This is a genomic window from Streptomyces sp. NPDC017202 (assembly GCF_044331705.1).
Classification (GTDB): Bacteria; Actinomycetota; Actinomycetes; order Streptomycetales; family Streptomycetaceae; genus Streptomyces.
This window is the reverse complement of record NZ_JBIRNP010000004.1, coordinates 175300-195079: the sequence shown is the minus strand read 5'-3', so window position 1 is coordinate 195079 and position 19780 is coordinate 175300. Positions and strand designations below refer to the sequence as shown.

Genomic DNA, 19780 nt, shown 5'->3' with positions numbered 1-19780 from the left:
CTGTGACACGAGGACGATCCAATCTGAGCGACGTCCTGCCGCTCACCCCGCTCCAGGAGGGCCTGCTCTTCCACGCGGTCTCCGGGCGGCGGGAGCTGGACGTCTACACCGTGCAGCTGGTCCTGGACCTGTCCGGGCCGCTGGACGGGGCCCGCCTGAGGGCCGCCGCCGAGCGGTTCCTCGACCGCCACCCGCACCTGAGGGCCGGGTTCCGCTACCGCGACAACGGCGACCCCGTCCAGCTCGTCCCGCGCACCGCCGCCCTGCCCTGGCAGGAGGACCACGTCACCGACGCGGACGAGATCGGGCGACTGACCGAGGAGGACCGCCTGCGGCCCTTCGACATGGCCCGCCCGCCGCTGCTGCGGTTCCGCCTGATCCGCACCGGCGACACGACGTACCGCTTCGTGCTGACCGCCCACCAGATCCTCTTCGACGGCTGGTCGATGCCGGTCATCATCGGCGAACTGTTCACCCTGTACGGCGACCCGTCGGCCCCGCTGCCGCCCGTCACCCCGTACAAGACCTACCTCGCCCACCTCGCCCGGCAGGACGCCACCGGCGCCGAGACGGCCTGGCGGGAGGCGCTGGACGGGCTCACCGACGCCACCCTCGTCGCCCCCGGCGGCACGGCCGGCTCCCGGCTGCCCGACCACCACGTCCTGGCCCTCCCGGCCGGCTTCACCGCCGAGCTGACCGCCTGGGCCAAGGAGCGCGGGCTCACCCTCAACACCGTTGTGCAGGGCGCCTGGGCTGCGGTCCTGGGCACCCTCACCGGCCGCTCCGACATCGTCTTCGGCTCCACGGTCTCCGGCCGCCCGCCGGAGCTGCCCGGCATCGAGTCGATGGTCGGCCTGTTCATCAACACCGTCCCGGTGCGGGTGACGCTGGACCCGTACGCGACCTTCCCGGAGATCCTCGGCCGGCTCCAGGAGCGGCAGGCCGCGCTCCTGCCCCACCAGCACCTCGGCGCCGCCCGCATCCAGCGCGCGGTGGGCCTGGGCGAGCTGTACGACACCGTGCTGGTCTTCGAGAACTACCCGCTGGACCCGGACGCCCTGCGCGACCCGGTCCCCGGCCTCGCCGTGACCGGCCTGGAGGCCAAGGACGCCACGCACTACCCGCTGAGCCTCATGGCGGTCCCCGGCGAACGGCTGCGGCTGACGGTGTCCTACGACCCCGGCAGGTACGCCCCCGCCGACGCCGCCGACGTCGCGGCCCGGCTGGAGCGGGTGCTGCGGACCGCGGTCGCCGAACCGGGGACGCCGTCCGGCCGGATCGGCACGCTGCTGCCGGGCGAGGACGTGCTGGACCTGCCCGTGCCGTCCGGCCGGGACGCGTTCACGGACGTCGTGGCCCGGGTGCGCGAACTGAGCGCCGCCCGGCCCGACGCCGAGGCCGTCGCCGACGACCACGGCAGCCTCACCTACGGCGCCCTGGCCGGACGGGCCGGCGGCATCGCCGCCCACCTCGGCGGCGCCGGCATCGGCCCCGGCTCCCTGGTCGGCGTCCTCGCCGGCCCCGGCCGCGACTTCGTCGCCGCCGTCCTCGGCACCCTCGCCGCGGGCGCCGCCTGGGTCCCCCTCGACGTGCACGCCCCGACGGCCCGCAGCGCCGCCCTGGTCCGGGACGCGGGCGTACGGCACCTGCTGATCGACGAGGAGCACGAGGGGGCGGCCCGCGAGGTGCTGGCCGCCGCCGGGACGGACCTGCCCGTCACCCGCGTCGCCGGCCTGCCGACCGCCCCGCTCCCGAAGGCCCCCGGCGGCCCCCTCGACCTGGCCTACGTCATCTTCACCTCCGGCTCCACCGGACGGCCCAAGGGCGCCATGGTGCACCGCGACGGCATGGTCAACCACCTGCTGGCCAAGGTGGCGGACCTCGGCCTCGACGAGGACACCGTGCTCGTGCACAACGCGCCGGTGACCTTCGACATCTCCGTGTGGCAGATGCTGGCCGCCCTGGTCGCCGGGGGCCGGCTGCGGGTCGTGGCACGGTCCACGGCCGCCGACCCGCAGGCCCTGTTCGCGCTCGCGGACGCCGAGGCGGTCACCGTCCTGGAGGTCGTGCCCTCGCTGCTGCGGGCCGCGCTCGACGCCTGGGACGCGGGCGCCCGCCCGCCGGCCCTGGCCGCGCTGCGGCAGCTCGTCGTCACCGGCGAGGCGCTGCCCGCCGACCTGTGCCGCCGCTGGCTCGCCCGCCACCCCGCCGTCCCCCTGGTCAACGCCTACGGGCCCACCGAGTGCTCCGACGACGTCACCCACGCCCTCATCACCGACACCACCGGCCTCGGCGACGTACGGGCGCCCATCGGACGGGCCGTGCGCGAGACCGGACTGTACGTCCTCGACGACGCGCTGCGTCCGGTGCCCGCGGGGGTGCCGGGAGAGCTGTACGTCGGCGGGCGCGGGGTCGGGCGCGGCTACCTGGACGACGCCGGGCGCACCGGCGCCGTGTTCGTGGCCGACCCGTTCGCGGGGACGCCCGGCGCCCGCATGTACCGCACCGGCGACTGGGTGGTGCGCGGCGCGGACGGGCGACTGGAGTTCCTGGAGCGGCGCGACCACCAGGTCAAGGTGCGCGGCCACCGCGTGGAACCCGGCGAGATCGAGGCCGTCCTGCGCACCCTGCCCGGCGTCGCGGACGCCGTGGTCACCGTGTTCGGCGAGACCGGCGGCGCCCGCCTCGCCGCCCACCTCGCCGGCGACGCGGACCCCGCGCGCGTGAAGCGCGAACTGGCCGCGCTGCTGCCCGAGTACATGGTGCCGTCCGCGTTCGTCGTGCTGCCCGCGCTGCCGCTGACCCCGAACGGCAAGGTGGACCGCAAGGCCCTGCCCGCCCCGGACCTCGCCGGCTCCGCCACCCGCGAGCCACGCACCCCGCAGGAGGCGGCGCTCTGCCAGGCCTTCGCCGACGTCCTCGGCGTCGAACGGGTCGGCGCCGACGACGACTTCTTCGACCTGGGCGGCCACTCGCTGCTCGCGACCCGCCTGATCAGCCGCGTCCGCGCGCTGCTCGGCGCCGAACTGCCGATGGCGCTGGTCTTCGAGGAGCCCACCCCGGCCCGCCTCGCCGCCGGCCTCCTGCGCACGGCGGGCGCGGCCCGCCCGGCACTGGCCCCCGCCGCACGGCCCGCGCGGCCGCCGCTGTCGTACGCCCAGCGGCGGATGTGGGTGCTCAACCGGCTGGAGGGCACGGCCGGCGCCTACCACCTGCCGTGGACGCTGCGGCTGACCGGGCCGCTGGACCGTGAGGTCCTCCAGGCGGCCCTGAACGACGTCGTCGCCCGGCACGAGGCGCTGCGGACCGTCTTCCCGGAGGCCGACGGGGAGCCCTGGCAGCAGGTCCTGGAGACGGCCTCCGTGCCGCTGGCCGCCGTCGACGACCTCCCGGAGTTCGTCGCCCGCGGCTTCGACCTGGCCCGCGAACTCCCGCTGCGCGCCGGTCTGTCGACGACCGGCGACGAGGAGCACCTGCTGACCGTCGTCATCCACCACATCGCCGCCGACGGCTGGTCCAACGCCGTCCTCGCCCGCGACCTCGGCACCGCCTACCGGGCCCGGCGGGGCGGCGCGGCACCGCGGTTCGCGCCGCTGCCCGTGCAGTACCCGGACTACGCGCTGTGGCAGCACGAGCTGCTCGGCGCCGACGACGACCCGGGCAGCCTCGCCCACGAGCAACTCGCCTACTGGCGCAAGGCCCTGGACGGACTGCCGGACGAACTCCAGCTGCCCGCCGACCGGCCCCGGCCCGCGGTCGCCTCCTACCGGGGCGCCACCGTCGGCTTCACCGTCCCCGCCGCGACCCACCGCCGGGCCGCCGCCCTCGCCGCGCGCTCGGGCGCCAGCCTCTTCATGGTCCTCCAGGCCGCCCTCGCCGCCCTCTACGCCAAGCTGGGCGCCGGCCCGGACGTGCCCCTGGGCACCCCGGTCGCCGGCCGCACCGACGAGGCACTGGACGACCTGGTCGGCTTCTTCGTCAACACCCTCGTGCTGCGCACCGACGTCTCCGGCGACCCCACCTTCACCGACCTCGTCGACCGCGTCCGCACGGCCGACCTGGCCGCCTACGCCCACCAGGACGTGCCCTTCGAGAAGCTCGTCGAGGCCCTCGCCCCGACCCGCTCCCTGGCCCGCCACCCCCTCTTCCAGACCCTGCTGGCCCTGCACAACAACACCCGGCCCGACCTCGAACTCCCCGGACTGGAAGTCGAGTTCGGCGCGGCCGCCACCGGCGGGGCCCGCTTCGACCTCGCCTTCGACCTGGCCGAGGAACAGGACAGCGCGGGCGCGCCCGCCGGGCTCGCCGGACGGCTGGAGTTCAGCGCCGACCTGTTCACCGAGGACACCGCCCGGCGCCTCGCCGACCGCTTCGCCCACCTCCTCGACGCCCTGACCGACGCCCCCGACCAGCCCATCGGCAAGGTCTCCGCCCTGCTGCCCGGCGAACGCGAGACCCTCCTGGAGGACTGGAACCGGGCCCCCGCCCACCCCTGGGACGGGCCGCCGCACCACTGGTTCGCCCAGCGGGCCGCCGCCCACCCCGACCGCACCGCCCTCGCCTTCGAGGACGGCACCCTGACCTACCGCGAGCTGGACGAACGGGCCGGGCGGCTGGCCCGCGCCCTGCGCGCCCGGGGCGCCGGACCCGGCAGCCTGGTCGCCGTCGCCCTGCACCGCTCGCCCGACCTGGTGGTCGCCGTCCTCGCCGTGCACAAGGCGGGCGCCGCCTACCTGCCGATCGACCCGGCCTACCCCGCCGACCGCATCGGGTACGTCGTCGAGGACGCGGCACCGGTCCTCGCCCTCACCACCGGCGACGTGGCCGGCCGGCTGCCCGCCCTGGACGCCGTACCGCGCCTGCTCCTGGACGAACCCGTCCCCGAGGCACCGGAGTTCACCGGCGGTCCGGCGCCCGCCGACGCCGCCTACACCATCTACACCTCCGGCTCCACCGGCCGGCCCAAGGGCGTGGTGATCTCCTTCGCCGCGTTCGCCAACTTCCTCGCCGACCTGCGCGCCCGCCTGGCACTGGGGGAGGCGGACCGGTTCGTCGCGGTCACCACCTTCGGCTTCGACATCGCCAACCTGGAACTGTTCGGACCGCTGGTCTCCGGCGCCCGCCTGGTGCTCGCCGGACACGACACCGTCCGCGACCCCGACGCCCTCGCCGCCCTCGTGACCGGCTCCGGCGCCACCGTCATGCAGGCCACGCCCACCCTGTGGCACGCCCTGGTCACCGCACACCCGCACGCCCTCGCGGGCCTGCACGCCCTGACCGGCGGCGAGGCGATCAGCCCGGACCTCGCCACCCGGCTGGCCGCCGCCACCCGGAAGCTGACCAACCTGTACGGCCCGACGGAGACCACCATCTGGTCCACCGCCACCGCACTCGACGGCACCGGGACCCCGCCCATCGGCCGCCCCCTCGGCGGCAACCGCACCTACGTCCTCGGCCCCGACCTGCACCCCGTGCCGACCGGCGCCACCGGCGAGCTGTACATCGGCGGCGTCGGCCTGGCCCGCGGCTACCACGGCCGCCCCGGCCTCACCGCCGAACGCTTCGTCGCCGACCCGTACGCGTCCGAGCCGGGCGCCCGCATGTACCGCACCGGCGACCTGGTGCGGCAGCGGCCCGACGGCACGATCGACTACCTCGGCCGGGTCGACCACCAGGTCAAGGTGCGCGGATTCCGCATCGAACTCGGCGAGATCGAGGCCGCGTTGATCGACCACCCCGACGTGTCACAGGCGGCGGTGGTGGTGCGCGAGGACCGGCTCACCGGATACGTCGTCACGGCGGACGGCACCGGACCGGCCGACCTGCGCTCCCACGTGGCCCGCCGGCTGCCCGACTACATGGTCCCGGCCGCCCTGGTCGTCCTGGACGAACTCCCGCTCACCCCCAACGGCAAGGTGGACCGCGCCCGGCTGCCCGCCCCCGCCGCACCGGTCCCGACGGCCGGCCGCGCCCCGGCCGGCCCGCGGGAGGAGCTGCTGTGCCGCCTGTTCGCCGAGACCCTCGGGACCGGCGCCGCACAGGTGGGCGCCGACGACGACTTCTTCGCCCTCGGCGGCGACTCCATCCGCTCCATCCGGCTGGTGGGCCGGGCGAAGGCGGCCGGAGTCCGGATCACGCCGGCGGACGTCTTCGTGCACCGGACGGCGGCGGCGCTGGCCGCGGTCGCCGACGCGGAGGTGGAGGTGGAGGACGGCCGGGACACCCGGGGTGACGCCGCCTTCGCGCCCGTCCTGCCGATCCGCCCGCACGGCAGCCGGCCGCCCCTGTTCTGCGTCCACGGCGGTGTCGGGCTCGGCTGGCCCTTCCTCTCCCTGGCCGCGCACCTCCCGGACACGCCCGTGCACGCCTTCCAGGCCGGCGGGATCCAGGACGACGCCCCGCAGCCGGAATCCGTCACGGAAATGGCCGCGCAATACGTCGAAAGAATGGTGGAAATCCAGCCGGACGGCCCGTATCATATTCTTGGCTGGTCGTTCGGCGGACTGGTCGCCCACGAAATGGCCTGCCAACTCGTGGAATCCGGGAAGAAGGTCGCCCTGCTGGCGAACCTCGACGGTTTCCCGGCAGGGGCGGCCGAAGCGGCGGGGACGGCCGGGGCACCGGCGGACGACGTTCCCGACGACGCCCTGCTGAGCGGTGAACTGCGCGCCAGGCTCGGCGCCGCGGGCGACGCGCTGGCGGAGCTGACCGACGACCAGTACACCCGCCTGCTGCGGGTCATCCGGACGCTCGACGCACTCGCCGTCCGCCACCGCCCCCGCCTCCACCAGGGCGACCTGCACTTCTTCGCGGCGACGCGAGGAGACACGCACGCCACCGGCGAGTCCGTCTGGGCCCCCCACACCGCCGGCCGGATCGTCCGCCACGAGGTGGACGCCGACCACGACGGAATGCTGGACGCCGCCCCCGCGGCGGCCGTGGCCCGCGTGCTGACCGACCTCATGGAATGACATCCGAACGATCCAGATGCGAATTCCGGGGAAGCCCGATGATTCAGGGAACCCTGAGGAATTCCGAGCAATTCCATGAAAACGCCCGCGCGGGATGAGTGCGCCCGCGTCCGTGGAAAGAGAAGGGACACGTCACGGTAATGGGAAATCCGTTTGACGACGAGACCGGGACATTTCATGTGCTGGTCAACGAGGAAGGCCAGCACTGCCTGTGGCCGGCGTTCGCGCAGATACCCGACGGCTGGCAGGCCGTCCTCTCCGACGCCGGCCGGGCCGAGGCCCTCGACCACATCGAGCGGAACTGGACCGACCTGCGGCCCAGGAGCCTCGCCCGGGCGAGCTGACCTGACCGCGACACCACCGCCCGACCCTCACCACGCACCACCTCACCACCCAGGAAAGGAACCGACACCATGAGTGCCATCACCATCGACGCGGCCGTCGAGGCCCAGGTGAGAGAGATCGTCACCGACGCCCTCGAACTGGAGGAGGAGCTGACCTCCACCGGCCTGTTCGTCGACGACTACGGCGCCGACTCCCTCGCCGCGATCGAGCTGCTGTCCACGCTGGAGAAGACCTTCGGCGTGACGATCGAGCAGGACGAACTGCCGAAGATGGTCAACCTCGAGGCCGTCCTCGAGGTGCTGTCCCGGGCCGCGGCGCGATGACCGCCCGGCGTGTGGTGCTGACCGGGATCGGGGTCCTGTCCAGCATCGGCAACGGCGTCACCGAGTTCACCCGTGGCCTGCGCGAGGGCCGGTGCGGGGCGGGCCCCATCACCCGCTTCGACAGCACCGGGTTCCGCCGGCAACTCGCCCACGAGGTGCACGGCTTCACCCCGTCCGCATGGGTCCGCCACACGCCGGCCGAACAGCTCGGCCGCGCCACGCAGTTCTCCGTCGCCGCCGCCCGCATGGCGGTGAGCGACGCCGGGCTCGACCCGGCGGACCTGCGGGGCGGGCCGGGCCTGGTCACCGTCGGCACCACCGACGGCGAGGCCGACGCCCTCGACCGGCTCGTCGAGGCCCAGGCCAACGGCACCGACCCGGCCGGACTCGACCCGGTCGGCGTCGGCCGGCTCGCCGCCCACCGGCTCGCCCTCGCCGTCGTCAAGGAACTGCGGCTGCCCCGCGCGGTGCCCTCCGTGCTCGGCACCGCCTGCGCCGCCGGCAACTACGCCGTCGGCGACGGGTACGACGCGGTGCGCTCCGGCGAGGCCGAGTGGGCGCTCGTCGGCGGCGCGGACGCCCTCACCCGGCGGACCTTCGCCGGATTCCACCGGCTCGGCCTGGTCGCCTCCGACCGCTGCCGGCCCTTCGACGCCGACCGGGAGGGACTGCTCACCGCCGAGGGCGCGGGCATCCTCCTCCTGGAGAGCCTCGACTCCGCCCGCGCCCGCGGCGCTCGCGTCTACGCCGAACTCCTCGGCTACGGACTCAACTGCGACGCCCACCACCCCACCGCCCCCAACATGGACAGCGTCGCCCAGGTCATGCGGCTCGCGCTGGCCGACGCGGGCGTCAAACCCGAGGAGGTCGACCTCGTCTCGGCGCACGGCACCGGCACCCCCACCAACGACGTCACCGAGATCCGGGCCGTCCGCCAGGTGTTCGGGGACCGCCCGCCGCGCACCGTCGCCCTGAAGTCGATGCTCGGCCACTCCATGGGCGCCGCCAGCGCCCTCGGCGCCGCCGCCTCGGCGCTCGCGCTGACCCACGGCTTCATCCCGCCGACCGTCAACCACCGCTCCACCGACCCCGAGTGCGCCGTCGACTGCGTGCCCAACCACGCCGTCGACGCCGACCTCAGGGTCGTCGTCAACAACGGCCTGGCGTTCGGCGGCAACAACGCCGCCGTCGTCCTCGGCAGACACGAGGAGACCTGATCATGACGACCGTCGCGGTCCCCACGGACCGCCACTACATCACCGCCTGGTCGGCCGTCTCGCCCTACGGCGTGGCGAGCGCCGACTACGCGCGGGGCATCATGACGGAGGACCCCGGCGGCAGCCGGGCCGTGCCCGTCCCCGCCGGACACGCCGCCCAGGAGGCCTGCCTGGTCCCCGGGTTCGAGGTGCGCGAGGTGCTCGGCCGGGCCGGCACCCGCACCATGGACCGGGCCACCGGCCTCGCCGTCACCGCCGTACGGGAACTCCTCGACGAGGCCTCCCGCGAACAGCGGCCGGTCCCGGTCGGCACCGGCACCGCCCTCGTCCTCGGCACCACCCTCGGCAGCGCGCAGAGCCAGCACGACTTCGCCATGGCCTCCTTCACCGGGGACAAGCCGTACGACGTGCCGGCCCAGTTCATGCCGAACGTGCTGATGAACTGCCCCGCCGCCGCCAGCGCCATCCGGTTCGGCCTCAAGGGACCCAACACCACGCTCGCCGGCGGCCGCCCCACCGGGCTCATCGCCCTCGGCTACGCCCGCCGCCTCCTCGCGGCCGGCCGCGCCGAACGGGTCCTCGTCGGCGCCGTCGAGGAGTACTCGCCGTCCCGCTCCTGGATCGAGCACCACACCCGGGGCGCCGACGAGACGCCCGGCCCGCTCGGCGAGGGCTGCGCCCTCCTCCTGGTCGAGCCCGGCAACGGCATGCAGGCCGGCCGTACCGCGCTGGCCGAACTCCTCGCCGTGGACGCCCGCGTGGACGTCGACGACGAACTCGCCAGCACGGCCGAGGCGTCCGTCCGGGACGCCCTCGCCGCCGCCGGCGTCGAACCGTCCGAGGTGTGGGCGGCCGTCGGCGGCGGACTCACCGGACGGGTCGGGCACGTCGAGACCGCCCTGCTGCGGCGGCTGTTCGGCGCCGACGCCGCGACCCGCGTCGACGTCCACGACCGCATCGGCGACACCGCGGGCGCCTCCGCCGCCTTCCAGTTCGCCGCGCTCCTCGCCACCGCCCGCCGCACGCCCGAGGCCCACGGCAGACCGGCCGTGATCACCTCCGTCGACCGCGACGGCTCGGTCGCCTGCGCGGTGGTACGGCTCCTCGGGGAGGCGTCGTGAGCACGCGCAACGCCCCCACGGGAAGCCGTGGGGGGAGCCGCGCCGGGGCGGACGCCCGCAGCGCTGCCGGGACCGCCGCGGGGAGTGGCGCCGGGAACGCCGTCGGGACCGCCCTGATCAGCGGAGGGTCCCGCGGCATCGGGCGGGCCACCGCCCTGCGGCTCGCCCGGGACGGGTACGACATCAGCTTCGCCTACCGCTCCGACGAGGAGGCCGCGAGCAGCCTCCGCAAGGAACTCGACGAACTGGGCGTGCGCCACCTCGCGCAGCGGCTCGACGTCGTCGACGCGCCGGCCGTACGGGAATGGGTGGCCCGCACCGAGAGCGACCTCGGGCCCGTCGCCGTCGCCGTCGCCTCCGCCGGCATCACCCGCGACCGCCCCCTGCTGCTGATGTCCGACCAGGACTGGCAGGACGTCGTCGACACCAACCTCGACGGCACCGCCCACCTCTGCCGGGCCGCCCTCTTCCCCATGGTCAAGCGGAAGTCCGGCGTCATCATCACCCTGTCCAGCGTCTCCGCCGCCGGCAACCCCGGCCAGGGCAACTACTCGGCGTCCAAGGCCGGAATCATCGGCCTGACCTGCGCCCTCGCCAAGGAAGCCGCCCGCTTCGGCATCCGCGTCAACGCCGTCGCCCCCGGCATGATCGAAACCGACATGACCGCCGGGGCCTTCACCGAGGAACAGCGCGCCCGCACCCTCGCCGCCGTACCGCTCGGCCGCTTCGGCACCGCCGAGGAAGTCGCCGAGTCCATCGCCTTCCTCGCCTCCGACAAGGCCTCGTACATCACCGGCGCCGTGCTCCGGATCGACGGCGGGATCGTCGTGTGACCGGCCGCTCCACCGACCTCACCCCACCACACCGCACCGGGAGTAGACCTGCCATGACCGCGCCCGTCGACCTCACGCCCAAGGCCACCGCCAACCACACCCCGCTCGTCGACACCCGGCTGCTGACCGCCGACGACGACGGCGCCCGCGCCACCCACCGCGTCTACGAGCACCTCATCGGCATGTGGGCGCCCGGCGTCATCGAGGCCGCCCAGGACCTCGGCGTCTTCGCCACCCTCACCGCCGGCCCCGCCACCGCGGCCGGCCTCGCCGAGACCCTCGGCACCGACCTGCGCGCCACCCGCGTCCTGCTGGACGGGCTGCACGCCTACGACATCGTCGCGCGCGAGCGCGGCGGCGACGGCCAGGCCGTCTACACCCTGCCCGCCGCCCTGCACGGCGTGTTCGCGCCCGACGGGCTCTACAGCCTCTCCGGGAAGATCACCCACGACCGCAACGTCGCCTGGCACGCATGGCGCAACCTCGCCGAGAACGTCCGCAACGGGGCGCGCGGCGAGCACGGCGGGCAGCAGGTCAACCAGATATCCGAGGAGGACTACACCTCCCTCGCCCGCGGCATCAACTTCTGGGCCCCGCCCGTCGTCTCCGTCCTCGCCGACGCGCTGCGCGAGCGGGGCTGGGGGGACGACACCGAGGCCGTCCTCCTCGACGTCGGCTGCGGCACCGGCATCTACAGCCACCTGCTGCTCCAGGCGTTCCCGCAGCTGACCGCGCGCGGACTGGACGCGCCGCGGATCACCGCGATCGCCGCCGAGCAGGCGGCGCGGCTCGGCGTCAGCGAGCGGTTCTCGCCGCTGACGGCGGACTTCTGGAACGACGACTGGGGCAACGGCACGGACCTCGCCCTGTTCGTCAACATCTTCCACCTCCAGACGCCGGAGTCGGCCCACGAGCTGCTGCTCAAGACCGCCAAGGGGCTCACCGAGGGCGGGGTCATCGCGATCGTCGACCACATCGTCGACGAGGAGGCCGGCTCGGCGAACGTCCAGAACCGGTTCTTCCGGCTGTTCGCGGCGTCGATGCTGGCCACGGGGGGCGGGGACGCGTACACCGTGCACGACTACGACCAGTGGCTGGCGGACGCCGGGCTGCGGCGGGTCGCCCTGCTGGACACGCCGATGCACAGGGTGCTGCTGGCGGGGCGGTAGCCCGCCCCGGGGGCGGGGTGGGAGGGTGACCGTCGCGGGGCTCCGCCCCGGACCCCGGTCCTTGCCCACCCGCCCGCCCGACTCGGTGGGCTGAGACGCCCCGCCACGGGGCTCCGCCCCGGACCCCGGTCCTTGCCCACCCGCCCGCCCGGCTCGGTGGGCTGAGACGCCCCGCCACGGGGCTCCGCCCCGGACCCCGGGGGGACTGCGTCCCCTGCACCCCTCCCGCGGGGACTGCGTCCCTCGCACCCCTCGCGGGGACTGCGTCCCTCGCACCCCCCGCGGGGACTGCGTCCCGGCCCCTCCCCCTCCCCCTCCCACCGGCTCCACCCCCTCCCTCCCCCCGCCCCTGCTCCACCCATCCACCCGACTCACCCAGGAGCAACCCACCCATGACGCGTCATCTCTTCACCTCCGAATCCGTCACCGAGGGGCATCCCGACAAGATCGCCGACCGGATCAGTGACGCCGTTCTCGACGCCCATCTCGCGCAGGATCCGTCGGCGCGGGTCGCCGTGGAGACGCTCATCACCACCGGGCAGGTGCATCTCGCGGGGGAGGTCTCCTCCGCCGCCTGCTTCGACGTGGCCTCGCTCGTGCGGCGGGAGATCCTGGACATCGGGTACGACCACTCCGTCAAGGGGTTCGACGGGGCCACCTGCGGTGTCTCCGTGTCCCTGGGGCAGCAGTCGCCGGACATCGCGCGGGGGGTGGACGCCGACGACGTCGCCGGTGACCCGCTGGACGCGCAGGGGGCCGGGGACCAGGGGCTGATGTTCGGGTACGCCTGCCGGGACACCCCGGAGCTGATGCCGTTGCCGGTGTCGCTGGCGCACCGGCTCGCGCAGCGGCTGACGGCCGTGCGCAAGGACGGCACCGTCCCCTACCTGCGGCCCGACGGCAAGACGCAGGTCACCGTCGAGTACCGGGGGAGCCGGCCGGTCCGGCTGGACACGGTGGTCGTGTCGGCGCAGCACGCCGCCGACGTCGACCTGGACACCTTCCTCGCCCCGGACATCCGCACGCACGTCATCGAGCCCGAGCTGGCCGCCCTGCGCGAGCGCGGCATCGACCTGGAAACCGACGACTTCCGCGTCCTGGTCAACCCCACCGGCCGGTTCGAGATCGGCGGCCCGACCGGGGACGCCGGCCTGACCGGGCGGAAGATCATCGTCGACACCTACGGGGGCATGGCCCGGCACGGCGGCGGCGCCTTCTCCGGCAAGGACCCCTCCAAGGTGGACCGGTCGGCGGCGTACGCGATGCGCTGGGTCGCCAAGAACGTCGTCGCCTCCGGGCTCGCCGACCGCTGCGAACTCCAGGTCGCCTACGCGATCGGCAAGGCCGAGCCGGTCGGCCTGTTCGTCGAGACGTTCGGCACCGCCCGGGTCGCCGTCGACCGCATCAAGGACGCCGTCGCCGAGGTCTTCGACCTGCGCCCGGCGGCCATCATCCGCGACCTCGACCTGCTGCGCCCGATCTACGCGCAGACCGCCGCCTACGGCCACTTCGGGCGTGAGCTGCCCGACTTCACCTGGGAGCGCACCGACCGCGCCGACAAGCTCCGTGCCGCGGCGGGCCTGGGCTGAGGGGGAGGAGCCGGCCGTGCACACCGACCAGCCCGCGCTGCCGTTGCCCGCCGGGCTTCCCGCGCCCCGTTTCGAGGTCACCCACGGTGAGCCCGACATGACCGAACTCGCCGCCCTGACCCTCGTCCTGTACGCCTTCACCCAGTCCCGCCCCGAGTCGACGGAGGCCACCCGCTCGGTCGCCGAGTGGTGGCGCCGGCGTCCCGGCGCCTACCGGGCCGCCGGTTCCTGGCGGGACCGGGGATGACCGCTTCCCTCCGCCGCGTGACGTGCCGTCACGCGGTGAGCCCGCCGCCGTCCGGGAATCTTCCGGGCGGCGGCGGGCTCCTTGTGCGGGGCCCGGCCCCGTTACGGCAGGAGCCCGTACGCGGCACCCAGGCCGACCACGACCGTCGCCGCCAGGGCGTGGCAGGTGTAGGTGATCCGGCCGGTCACCGGCCACCAGCCCCGGCGCCAGGCCAGCACCGTGCAGACCAGGAGCAGGGCGGTGGCCGCCGCCGCGGCCGCGACCAGGTGGGGGATCAGGGTCAGCAGGGGCGAGTCGCCCACCAGGACGGTCCGGTTGAGGGCGTTGCCGTCGCCGGTGAGCCTGACGAAGCACACGGTGGCCGTGGCCAGGGTGGCGCCGGTGAGCCAGGCCAGCGTCCAGGCGAGCCGGCCGCCGGGCGCCTTGGCCCGGTGGCGCCGTACGAACGCCACCACCGGCAGCAGCAGGAGGGCCGCGCCGAGGACCGCGAGGCCGGCCAGCAGGGCCTGCTGGTGCAGGGCCGGCGACTGGTACCAGGCGAGCTTGTCGAAGACCTGGGTCGGGTCGGAGGCCAGGGCCAGCCGGCCGTCCCGGAAGGCGATCCGGTCCTGTCCGGCGCGCTCCTGGAAGACCCCCGGCGCGACCGGCACCCAGTGCTGCTCGCCGACCCGCGGGTCCCGGGCCAGGCCGGTGGTGGCCAGGGTGCCGTCGGCGTCCGCGGTGACGTGCACGGAGGTGGTGAGCGCCGCGACCCGGGTCAGGTCCGAGGTGCTGGTGCGGGTGGTGCGGTAGTAGCCGGAGTAGGGGGAGGCCGCGGCCTCGTCCTGCCGGGCGAGCCGCGCCGAGGCGTCGGCCGGGGGCCTGCCGTCGGCGTTGCCGCGGCCGGCGGCGGAGGGGGTGGCCGCGGCGCCCTCGCCGCCGTCACCGAGCCGGTCCGCCACCCGGTTGACCAGTTCCTGGCCGGCGTAGGAGGCGCTGCCGTCGACGCCGTCGCCGTTGTAGACGACGTACACGCCGACTCCGGACGCGGGGAGCAGGGCCAGGTTGCCGTGGAAGCCGGGCAGGTCGCCGTCCTTCACCCACAGCCGCTGTCCGGCCCGCACGCGCTCCTCCAGCAGGTAGCCGATGCCGGGCAGCCGGGGGTCGTTGGCGAACTGGCGGTGCAGCATGGCGCGGGTGGAGGTACGGGTCAGGACGGGGCCGCCGTCGTCGAGCAGGGCGCTCATCAGGCGGCCCATGTCGGCGGCGGTGGTGACGGCGCCCGCTCCGGTCGGCGTCCAGGCGCCGTACTGTCCGTCCTCGGCGCGCTGCCGGCCGCCGTCGGGCCGGTAGCCGAGGGCGAGGGAGCCGGCGGTGCGGGCGTCGGGCCGGGCGAAGGTGGTGCGGGTCATGCCGAGGGGCTTGAGGACGGCGTCGTGGACGTAGGTGGCGAACGGGGTCCCGGTGACCTGCTCGACCAGGTAACCGGCGAGCGCCACACCGTAGTTGTCGTAGCTGGCCACCTCGCCGGGCGGCCGTACCCGCCGGGGCTGGTGCTCGCCGAGGCTCTCGCCGAGGGCGCCCGCCGGTTCGGGCGCGGTGCCGCCGCGGCCCAGGATGCTGGTGTCGAACCCGGCGGTGTGCGTGAGGAGATGACGGACGGTCACCGGGTGGCCGGGGTAGCTGTCCTTGATCTTGAAGGCGGTCAGGTACCGGTTGACGTCGGCGTCCAGGCTCAGCCGGCCCTTCTCCACCTGCTGGAGCACGGCGACCGCCGTGAACAGTTTGGCGTCGGAGGCCATGAAGTAGCCGGTGCGCCGCGGGTCGCTGCGCACGCCCCGCTCGACGTCGGCCAGCCCGTAGCCCTTGGTCAGCGTCCGGCCGCCGCGGTCCACCACGACGACGGAGGCGCCCGGGATCCGGTACTCGGCCAGCTGCTTCGGCACCAGGTCGTCCAGCAGCGCGGACAGGCTCCCGCCCTGCCGTGCGGACGCCGCACCGGCGCCGGTACCGGCGGCGGTGCCGGCGCCGGGGCCCGAACGGCCGTCCGCGGCGGCCGGGGTCACCACGCACAGGACGGCGGCCACCACGGCCGCCACCACGATGAGGATTCGCTCTCGGCTCGTCATGCCTTCGATTCCACCCGCTGCGGCCGTCGCGTCCCAGGGCCCTGTGTGGTGTCCGAGGGGTACCCAGGTACACCCCCCGAGAGGGGACAATGGTCCCGTGATCGGCGGCACGTGGCGCACCAGGATGTAACACGTAGGGCGGCAACGGGCCGCCGGATCTCAGGAGTTGTGGAATGAATATCGCCAAGGACGCGCGTACCGCGGTCGCCGGGCTTCCGCTGGCCGGACTGGCCCTCGCCGAGGTCTTCTTCTTCTCCCTGCTGGTGACCGCGATCTCCCTGCTCGGGGCGGGCATCGGCCTCTTCCTCATCCCGGCGGCCGCCCTCGCCGCCCGCGGCACGGTGGGCGTCACCCGCCGGCTGGCCGGCGCCCGCCTGGAGGGCGGCATCCCCGAGCCGTACCTGCCGGAGCCGCCCCGCGAGGGCGGGCTCAAGAGCTGGTGGACCCGCACCCAGTGGATCCTCACCGACCCGGCGACCTGGCGGGACCTGGCCTGGATGCTGGTCAACCCGGTGGTCGGGATCGTCCTGGTCCTGCTGCCGCTCACCCTGGTCGCGTTCGGCGTCTTCGGCCTCCTGATGCCCATGCTGTGGGAGGACATCAGCGGCAACGGCGGCAACAACTGGTACTGGTTCGTCAAGGTGACCGACAGTCAGAGCGCCCTGTACGCACTGGGGCTGGGCATCCCGACCCTGCTGATCGGTCTGGTCTCCGCCCCCGCCCTGATGCGCGCCCACGCCCAGCTCGCCCGCACCCTCCTCGCCCCCACCGAGACCTCCCGCAAGGTCCTGCACCTCACCCGCACCCGCTCCGAGGTCGTCAGCAGCTCGGCCGCCGAACTGCGCCGCATCGAGCGCGACCTGCACGACGGCGCCCAGGCCCGGCTCGTCGCCCTCGGCATGAACCTCGGCGTCGCCGAGCAGCTCCTCGCCAAGGACCCGGAGGCGGTCCGCGAGATCCTCGCCGACACCCGCAAGGCCTCCGCCAGCGCCCTGAACGAGCTGCGCGACCTGATCCGCGGCATCCACCCGCCGGTCCTCGCCGACCGCGGCCTCGCCGACGCCGTCCGCGCCCTCGCCATGGACAGCCCGCTCGACGTCTCCGTCACCGCCGAACTGCCCGGCCGCGCCGACGCCCCCGTCGAGTCCGCCGTCTACTTCGCCGTCTCCGAGATCCTCACCAACGCGGCCAAGCACGCCGCCCCCACCCACGTCGACGTCGACCTCTGGTACGCCGACGGCCGGATCCGCGCCCAGGTCAGCGACGACGGCCACGGCGGGGCCGACGTCTCGCGCGGCACCGGCCTGCGCGGCATCGAGCGCCGCCTCGCCGCCTTCGACGGCGTGCTGGCGGTCCACAGCCCGGTGGGCGGACCCACCACCCTCACCCTGGAGATCCCTTGCGCGTTGTCCTAGCCGAAGACCTCTTCCTCCTGCGCGACGGCCTGGTGAGGCTGCTGGAGGCGTACGACTTCGAGATCGTGGCCGCCGTCGACAACGGGCCCAGCCTCTTACGGGCCCTCGTCGACGAGCGGCCCGACGTCGCGATCGTCGACGTACGCCTCCCGCCCACCTTCACCGACGAGGGTCTCCAGGCCGCGCTGGCGGCCCGCAGGAAGGTCCCGGGCCTGCCGGTGCTCGTCCTCTCCCAGTACGTCGAGCAGCTCTACGCGCGTGAGCTGCTCGCCGACGGCAGCGGCGGCATCGGCTACCTCCTCAAGGACCGCGTCTTCGACCCCGACCAGTTCGTGGAGTCCGTCCGCCGGGTCGCCGCCGGCGGCACCGCCATGGACCCCGACGTCGTCGCCAAGCTGTTCGCCAAGGACAGCAACGGCCCCACCGGCTCCCTCGCCCGCCTCACCCCGCGCGAGCGGGAGGTGCTGGCGCTGATGGCCGAGGGCCGCTCCAACGCCTCGATCGCCCAGTCCCTGGTGATCACCGAGCGGTCCGTCATCAAACACACCTCGAACATCTTCGCCAAACTCGACCTGCCGGTCTCCGACGACGCCAACCGGCGGGTCCTGGCAGTCCTGGCGTTCCTCAAGTGAGCCACGGGCGAAGTGAGGCGCCGCCCCGCTCGACGAGCCTTCGAACAGGTGAATCTTCCTCGTGCGAGTGAACGTACTCGCGAAACCTTTCTTCACTCAGCGCGTCCGCGCGCACACTTTCCGTGCGGTACCGTCGGCACGAATACGGCCCCCGCAACGGCTGCAACCGTTCGCGAGGGCCTGAACCACCAGTGGACAGGACCTCCACCGTGATTTACCGGCACCATATCGCGCCCCCGCGTGCCTTCACGCAGTTCTCGCACGACCTGATCCGGCATCCCCGGCTGTCGTCCGATGCCGTTCGACTCCTGACCTGGCAGCTCTCCCTTCCCGAGGGAGCGCGCGACACCCTCTCGCGCACCGCCGAACGCGCCAACATCGGCGCGACCGCCTTCACCCGCGCCAAGCGCCAGCTCAAGGACGAGGGCTTCGTGCACGAGCGGCGCGTCCAGGGTCCCGGTGGTCACTGGGTCACCCAACAGCTCGTCTCCAACGTGCCATTGAACCCCGCCGAAGCCGCCAAGCTCCTCGCCCGGATGCCCGTGGGCCCCGGCGGGGGAACCATGACCGAGCGGGTGTCGCCGCAGGTCGCACCGGGTCGCCGTAATCCGGCGGTCGGTGAGCCGACTGCTCCGCTCTCCGACGGTCATCCAGATACGGACACCCGTGGGGACACCTCCCACCGACCCCCCGAACCCCCCGAGCGGACGGCCCCGGCGGTGGCCGAGCCCGCCCCACCGGCCCGACCGGCGGCCGGGACGGAGCGGTTCCTCGAGGAAGCCCACGCCCTCGCCTCCGGCTACCGTGACCTCGATCCGGCCCTGCGCGGCATCCCCCGCGCCATGGACGCCGAGCTGACGGACCTCACCGCCCGCTGGCTCGCCGCCGGACATCCGCCCACCGCCGTCCGCACCCACATCCTCCGCGGCCTCCCCGACGACGACACCGCCGTCCGCCGCCCCGGCGGCCTGTTGCGCCACCTGCTCCGCGAGGTCCCGCCCGCGCCCGTCCCCGCGCCCTCGGCGAGCACTGTGGACACCCTCCCGTCCGCGCCACCCGCACCACCCGTACATCCGGCCGGCCCCCGCCTCTCCGCCCGCCTGACCGGCACCCGGGAGTGCGAGGGCGATCACGTCCAGCCCATGCTCTTCCGTCCCGTCGCCGACGAGACTCGGTGTCCCGGCTGCATCACGAGGTTTTCATGTACACCTGTTACATTCGCTACATGACTGATCCGGTGGTGGAATCCATGGCCGAGGTCCGCAACCACCTCGCCGACGTCATCGACCGTGCCCGTCGGGAGGAGATTCCGACGATCATCACGCGACGCGGCAAGCAGGAAGCCGTGGTCATCGACATCCAGGAGTACCAGCGCCTGCGCCGGATCGCCGAGGACGCCGAGGAGGCATGGCTCAACGGGCTGGCCGACGAAGCCGAGTCCGAGGGCATGGAGGGATCCGTCTCGCTGGAGGAGATGGCCGCCCGGCTCCGCGGACCTCAGGACTGACCCGCATGGGATACGTCACCCGCTTCACCCCGCATGCCCAGCGGGACATGCTCAAGATCCCGCGTCCGGACGCCGTACGCGTTCTGCACCGTCTCGCCGAGCTCCAGAAGGCGATGGACTCGGGGGACACGACGTCGTTCGACGTCAAAGCCCTCCAGGGGCACAACGCCCGCTGGCGACTCAGGGTCGGAGACTACCGCGCCGTCTACACGGTCGAGAACGGACAGCTGATCGTGTGGGTCCTCGCCGTCGGCAACCGCCGTGAGGTCTACCGCCGGGCGCCGTGAGCCCCGCTCGCCGACG

At 74.3% G+C, this 19780-nt stretch carries 15 protein-coding genes; 14 read left to right on the top strand and 1 reads right to left on the bottom strand.

Annotated features, from left to right (window positions below; genetic code table 11):
• Positions 1-2 precede the first annotated feature (2 nt).
• The 9 genes from ACH4N1_RS10935 (at position 3) to ACH4N1_RS10895 (ending at position 13815) form a co-directional block, all read left to right on the top strand.
• Positions 3-6971, top strand: a complete 6969-nt coding sequence (locus ACH4N1_RS10935) for an amino acid adenylation domain-containing protein (protein WP_398096230.1) — start codon at positions 3-5, stop codon at positions 6969-6971.
• Positions 6972-7111: 140 nt separating this feature from the next.
• Positions 7112-7315: an MbtH family protein gene (locus ACH4N1_RS10930; RefSeq protein ID WP_366057269.1), complete on the top strand. Its 204-nt coding sequence runs from the start codon at positions 7112-7114 to the stop codon at positions 7313-7315.
• A gap of 69 nt (positions 7316-7384) precedes the next feature.
• Positions 7385-7639 (top strand): acyl carrier protein, encoded by a 255-nt coding sequence (locus ACH4N1_RS10925; protein WP_398096228.1) that lies wholly within the window; start codon positions 7385-7387, stop codon positions 7637-7639.
• Positions 7636-8856: a beta-ketoacyl-[acyl-carrier-protein] synthase family protein gene (locus ACH4N1_RS10920; RefSeq protein WP_398096226.1), complete on the top strand. Its 1221-nt coding sequence runs from the start codon at positions 7636-7638 to the stop codon at positions 8854-8856. The genes ACH4N1_RS10925 and ACH4N1_RS10920 overlap by 4 nt, the downstream gene beginning before the upstream one ends.
• A 2-nt stretch (positions 8857-8858) precedes the next feature.
• Positions 8859-9977 (top strand): beta-ketoacyl synthase N-terminal-like domain-containing protein, encoded by a 1119-nt coding sequence (locus ACH4N1_RS10915; RefSeq protein WP_398096225.1) that lies wholly within the window; start codon positions 8859-8861, stop codon positions 9975-9977.
• A 113-nt stretch (positions 9978-10090) separates the two neighbouring features.
• On the top strand, positions 10091-10810 hold the full coding sequence (fabG, locus tag ACH4N1_RS10910; RefSeq protein ID WP_398096672.1) for a 3-oxoacyl-ACP reductase FabG: 720 nt from the start codon (positions 10091-10093) through the stop codon (positions 10808-10810).
• A 53-nt stretch (positions 10811-10863) separates the two neighbouring features.
• The gene (locus ACH4N1_RS10905; protein WP_398096223.1) at positions 10864-11979 is read left to right on the top strand and encodes a class I SAM-dependent methyltransferase; all 1116 of its coding nucleotides are present in this window, start codon (positions 10864-10866) and stop codon (positions 11977-11979) included.
• Positions 11980-12371: 392 nt separating this feature from the next.
• The gene (metK, locus tag ACH4N1_RS10900) at positions 12372-13568 is read left to right on the top strand and encodes a methionine adenosyltransferase (protein ID WP_398096222.1); all 1197 of its coding nucleotides are present in this window, start codon (positions 12372-12374) and stop codon (positions 13566-13568) included.
• 16 nt (positions 13569-13584) lie between these two features.
• Complete coding sequence (locus ACH4N1_RS10895; RefSeq protein ID WP_398096220.1) at positions 13585-13815, top strand: acyl-CoA carboxylase subunit epsilon; 231 nt, start codon at positions 13585-13587, stop codon at positions 13813-13815.
• A 101-nt stretch (positions 13816-13916) separates the two neighbouring features.
• On the opposite strand, the gene ACH4N1_RS10890 is transcribed toward ACH4N1_RS10895, so the two are convergent.
• Complete coding sequence (locus ACH4N1_RS10890; RefSeq protein WP_398096218.1) at positions 13917-15923, bottom strand: serine hydrolase domain-containing protein; 2007 nt, start codon at positions 15921-15923, stop codon at positions 13917-13919.
• 173 nt (positions 15924-16096) lie between these two features.
• On the opposite strand from ACH4N1_RS10890, the gene ACH4N1_RS10885 reads away from it, so the two are divergent.
• The 5 genes from ACH4N1_RS10885 (at position 16097) to ACH4N1_RS10865 (ending at position 19764) form a co-directional block, all read left to right on the top strand.
• Complete coding sequence (locus ACH4N1_RS10885) at positions 16097-17338, top strand: sensor histidine kinase (RefSeq protein WP_398096216.1); 1242 nt, start codon at positions 16097-16099, stop codon at positions 17336-17338.
• On the top strand, positions 17323-17970 hold the full coding sequence (locus tag ACH4N1_RS10880; RefSeq protein ID WP_366057279.1) for a response regulator transcription factor: 648 nt from the start codon (positions 17323-17325) through the stop codon (positions 17968-17970). The genes ACH4N1_RS10885 and ACH4N1_RS10880 overlap by 16 nt, the downstream gene beginning before the upstream one ends.
• 209 nt (positions 17971-18179) lie before the next feature.
• On the top strand, positions 18180-19199 hold the full coding sequence (locus ACH4N1_RS10875; protein WP_398096215.1) for a hypothetical protein: 1020 nt from the start codon (positions 18180-18182) through the stop codon (positions 19197-19199).
• Positions 19196-19477, top strand: coding sequence for a type II toxin-antitoxin system Phd/YefM family antitoxin (locus tag ACH4N1_RS10870; RefSeq protein ID WP_398096213.1), 282 nt, complete (start codon positions 19196-19198; stop codon positions 19475-19477). The genes ACH4N1_RS10875 and ACH4N1_RS10870 overlap by 4 nt, the downstream gene beginning before the upstream one ends.
• Positions 19478-19482: 5 nt before the next feature.
• A complete protein-coding gene (locus ACH4N1_RS10865; protein WP_398096212.1) occupies positions 19483-19764 on the top strand; it encodes a type II toxin-antitoxin system RelE/ParE family toxin in 282 nt (93 codons plus the stop codon).
• The last annotated feature ends 16 nt before the right edge of the window (positions 19765-19780 follow it).

What these genes read in the sequence shown, in the direction of transcription:
- ACH4N1_RS10930 (WP_366057269.1), top strand. Translation starts at nt 7,112, where the DNA reads ATGGGAAATCCGTTTGACGACGAGACCGGGACATTTCATGTGCTGGTC.
- ACH4N1_RS10925 (WP_398096228.1), top strand. Translation starts at nt 7,385, where the DNA reads ATGAGTGCCATCACCATCGACGCGGCCGTCGAGGCCCAGGTGAGAGAG.
- ACH4N1_RS10920 (WP_398096226.1), top strand. Translation starts at nt 7,636, where the DNA reads ATGACCGCCCGGCGTGTGGTGCTGACCGGGATCGGGGTCCTGTCCAGC.
- ACH4N1_RS10915 (WP_398096225.1), top strand. Translation starts at nt 8,859, where the DNA reads ATGACGACCGTCGCGGTCCCCACGGACCGCCACTACATCACCGCCTGG.
- ACH4N1_RS10905 (WP_398096223.1), top strand. Translation starts at nt 10,864, where the DNA reads ATGACCGCGCCCGTCGACCTCACGCCCAAGGCCACCGCCAACCACACC.
- metK (WP_398096222.1), top strand. Translation starts at nt 12,372, where the DNA reads ATGACGCGTCATCTCTTCACCTCCGAATCCGTCACCGAGGGGCATCCC.
- ACH4N1_RS10890 (WP_398096218.1), bottom strand. Translation starts at nt 15,923, where the DNA reads ATGACGAGCCGAGAGCGAATCCTCATCGTGGTGGCGGCCGTGGTGGCC.
- ACH4N1_RS10885 (WP_398096216.1), top strand. Translation starts at nt 16,097, where the DNA reads ATGAATATCGCCAAGGACGCGCGTACCGCGGTCGCCGGGCTTCCGCTG.
- ACH4N1_RS10870 (WP_398096213.1), top strand. Translation starts at nt 19,196, where the DNA reads ATGACTGATCCGGTGGTGGAATCCATGGCCGAGGTCCGCAACCACCTC.
- ACH4N1_RS10865 (WP_398096212.1), top strand. Translation starts at nt 19,483, where the DNA reads ATGGGATACGTCACCCGCTTCACCCCGCATGCCCAGCGGGACATGCTC.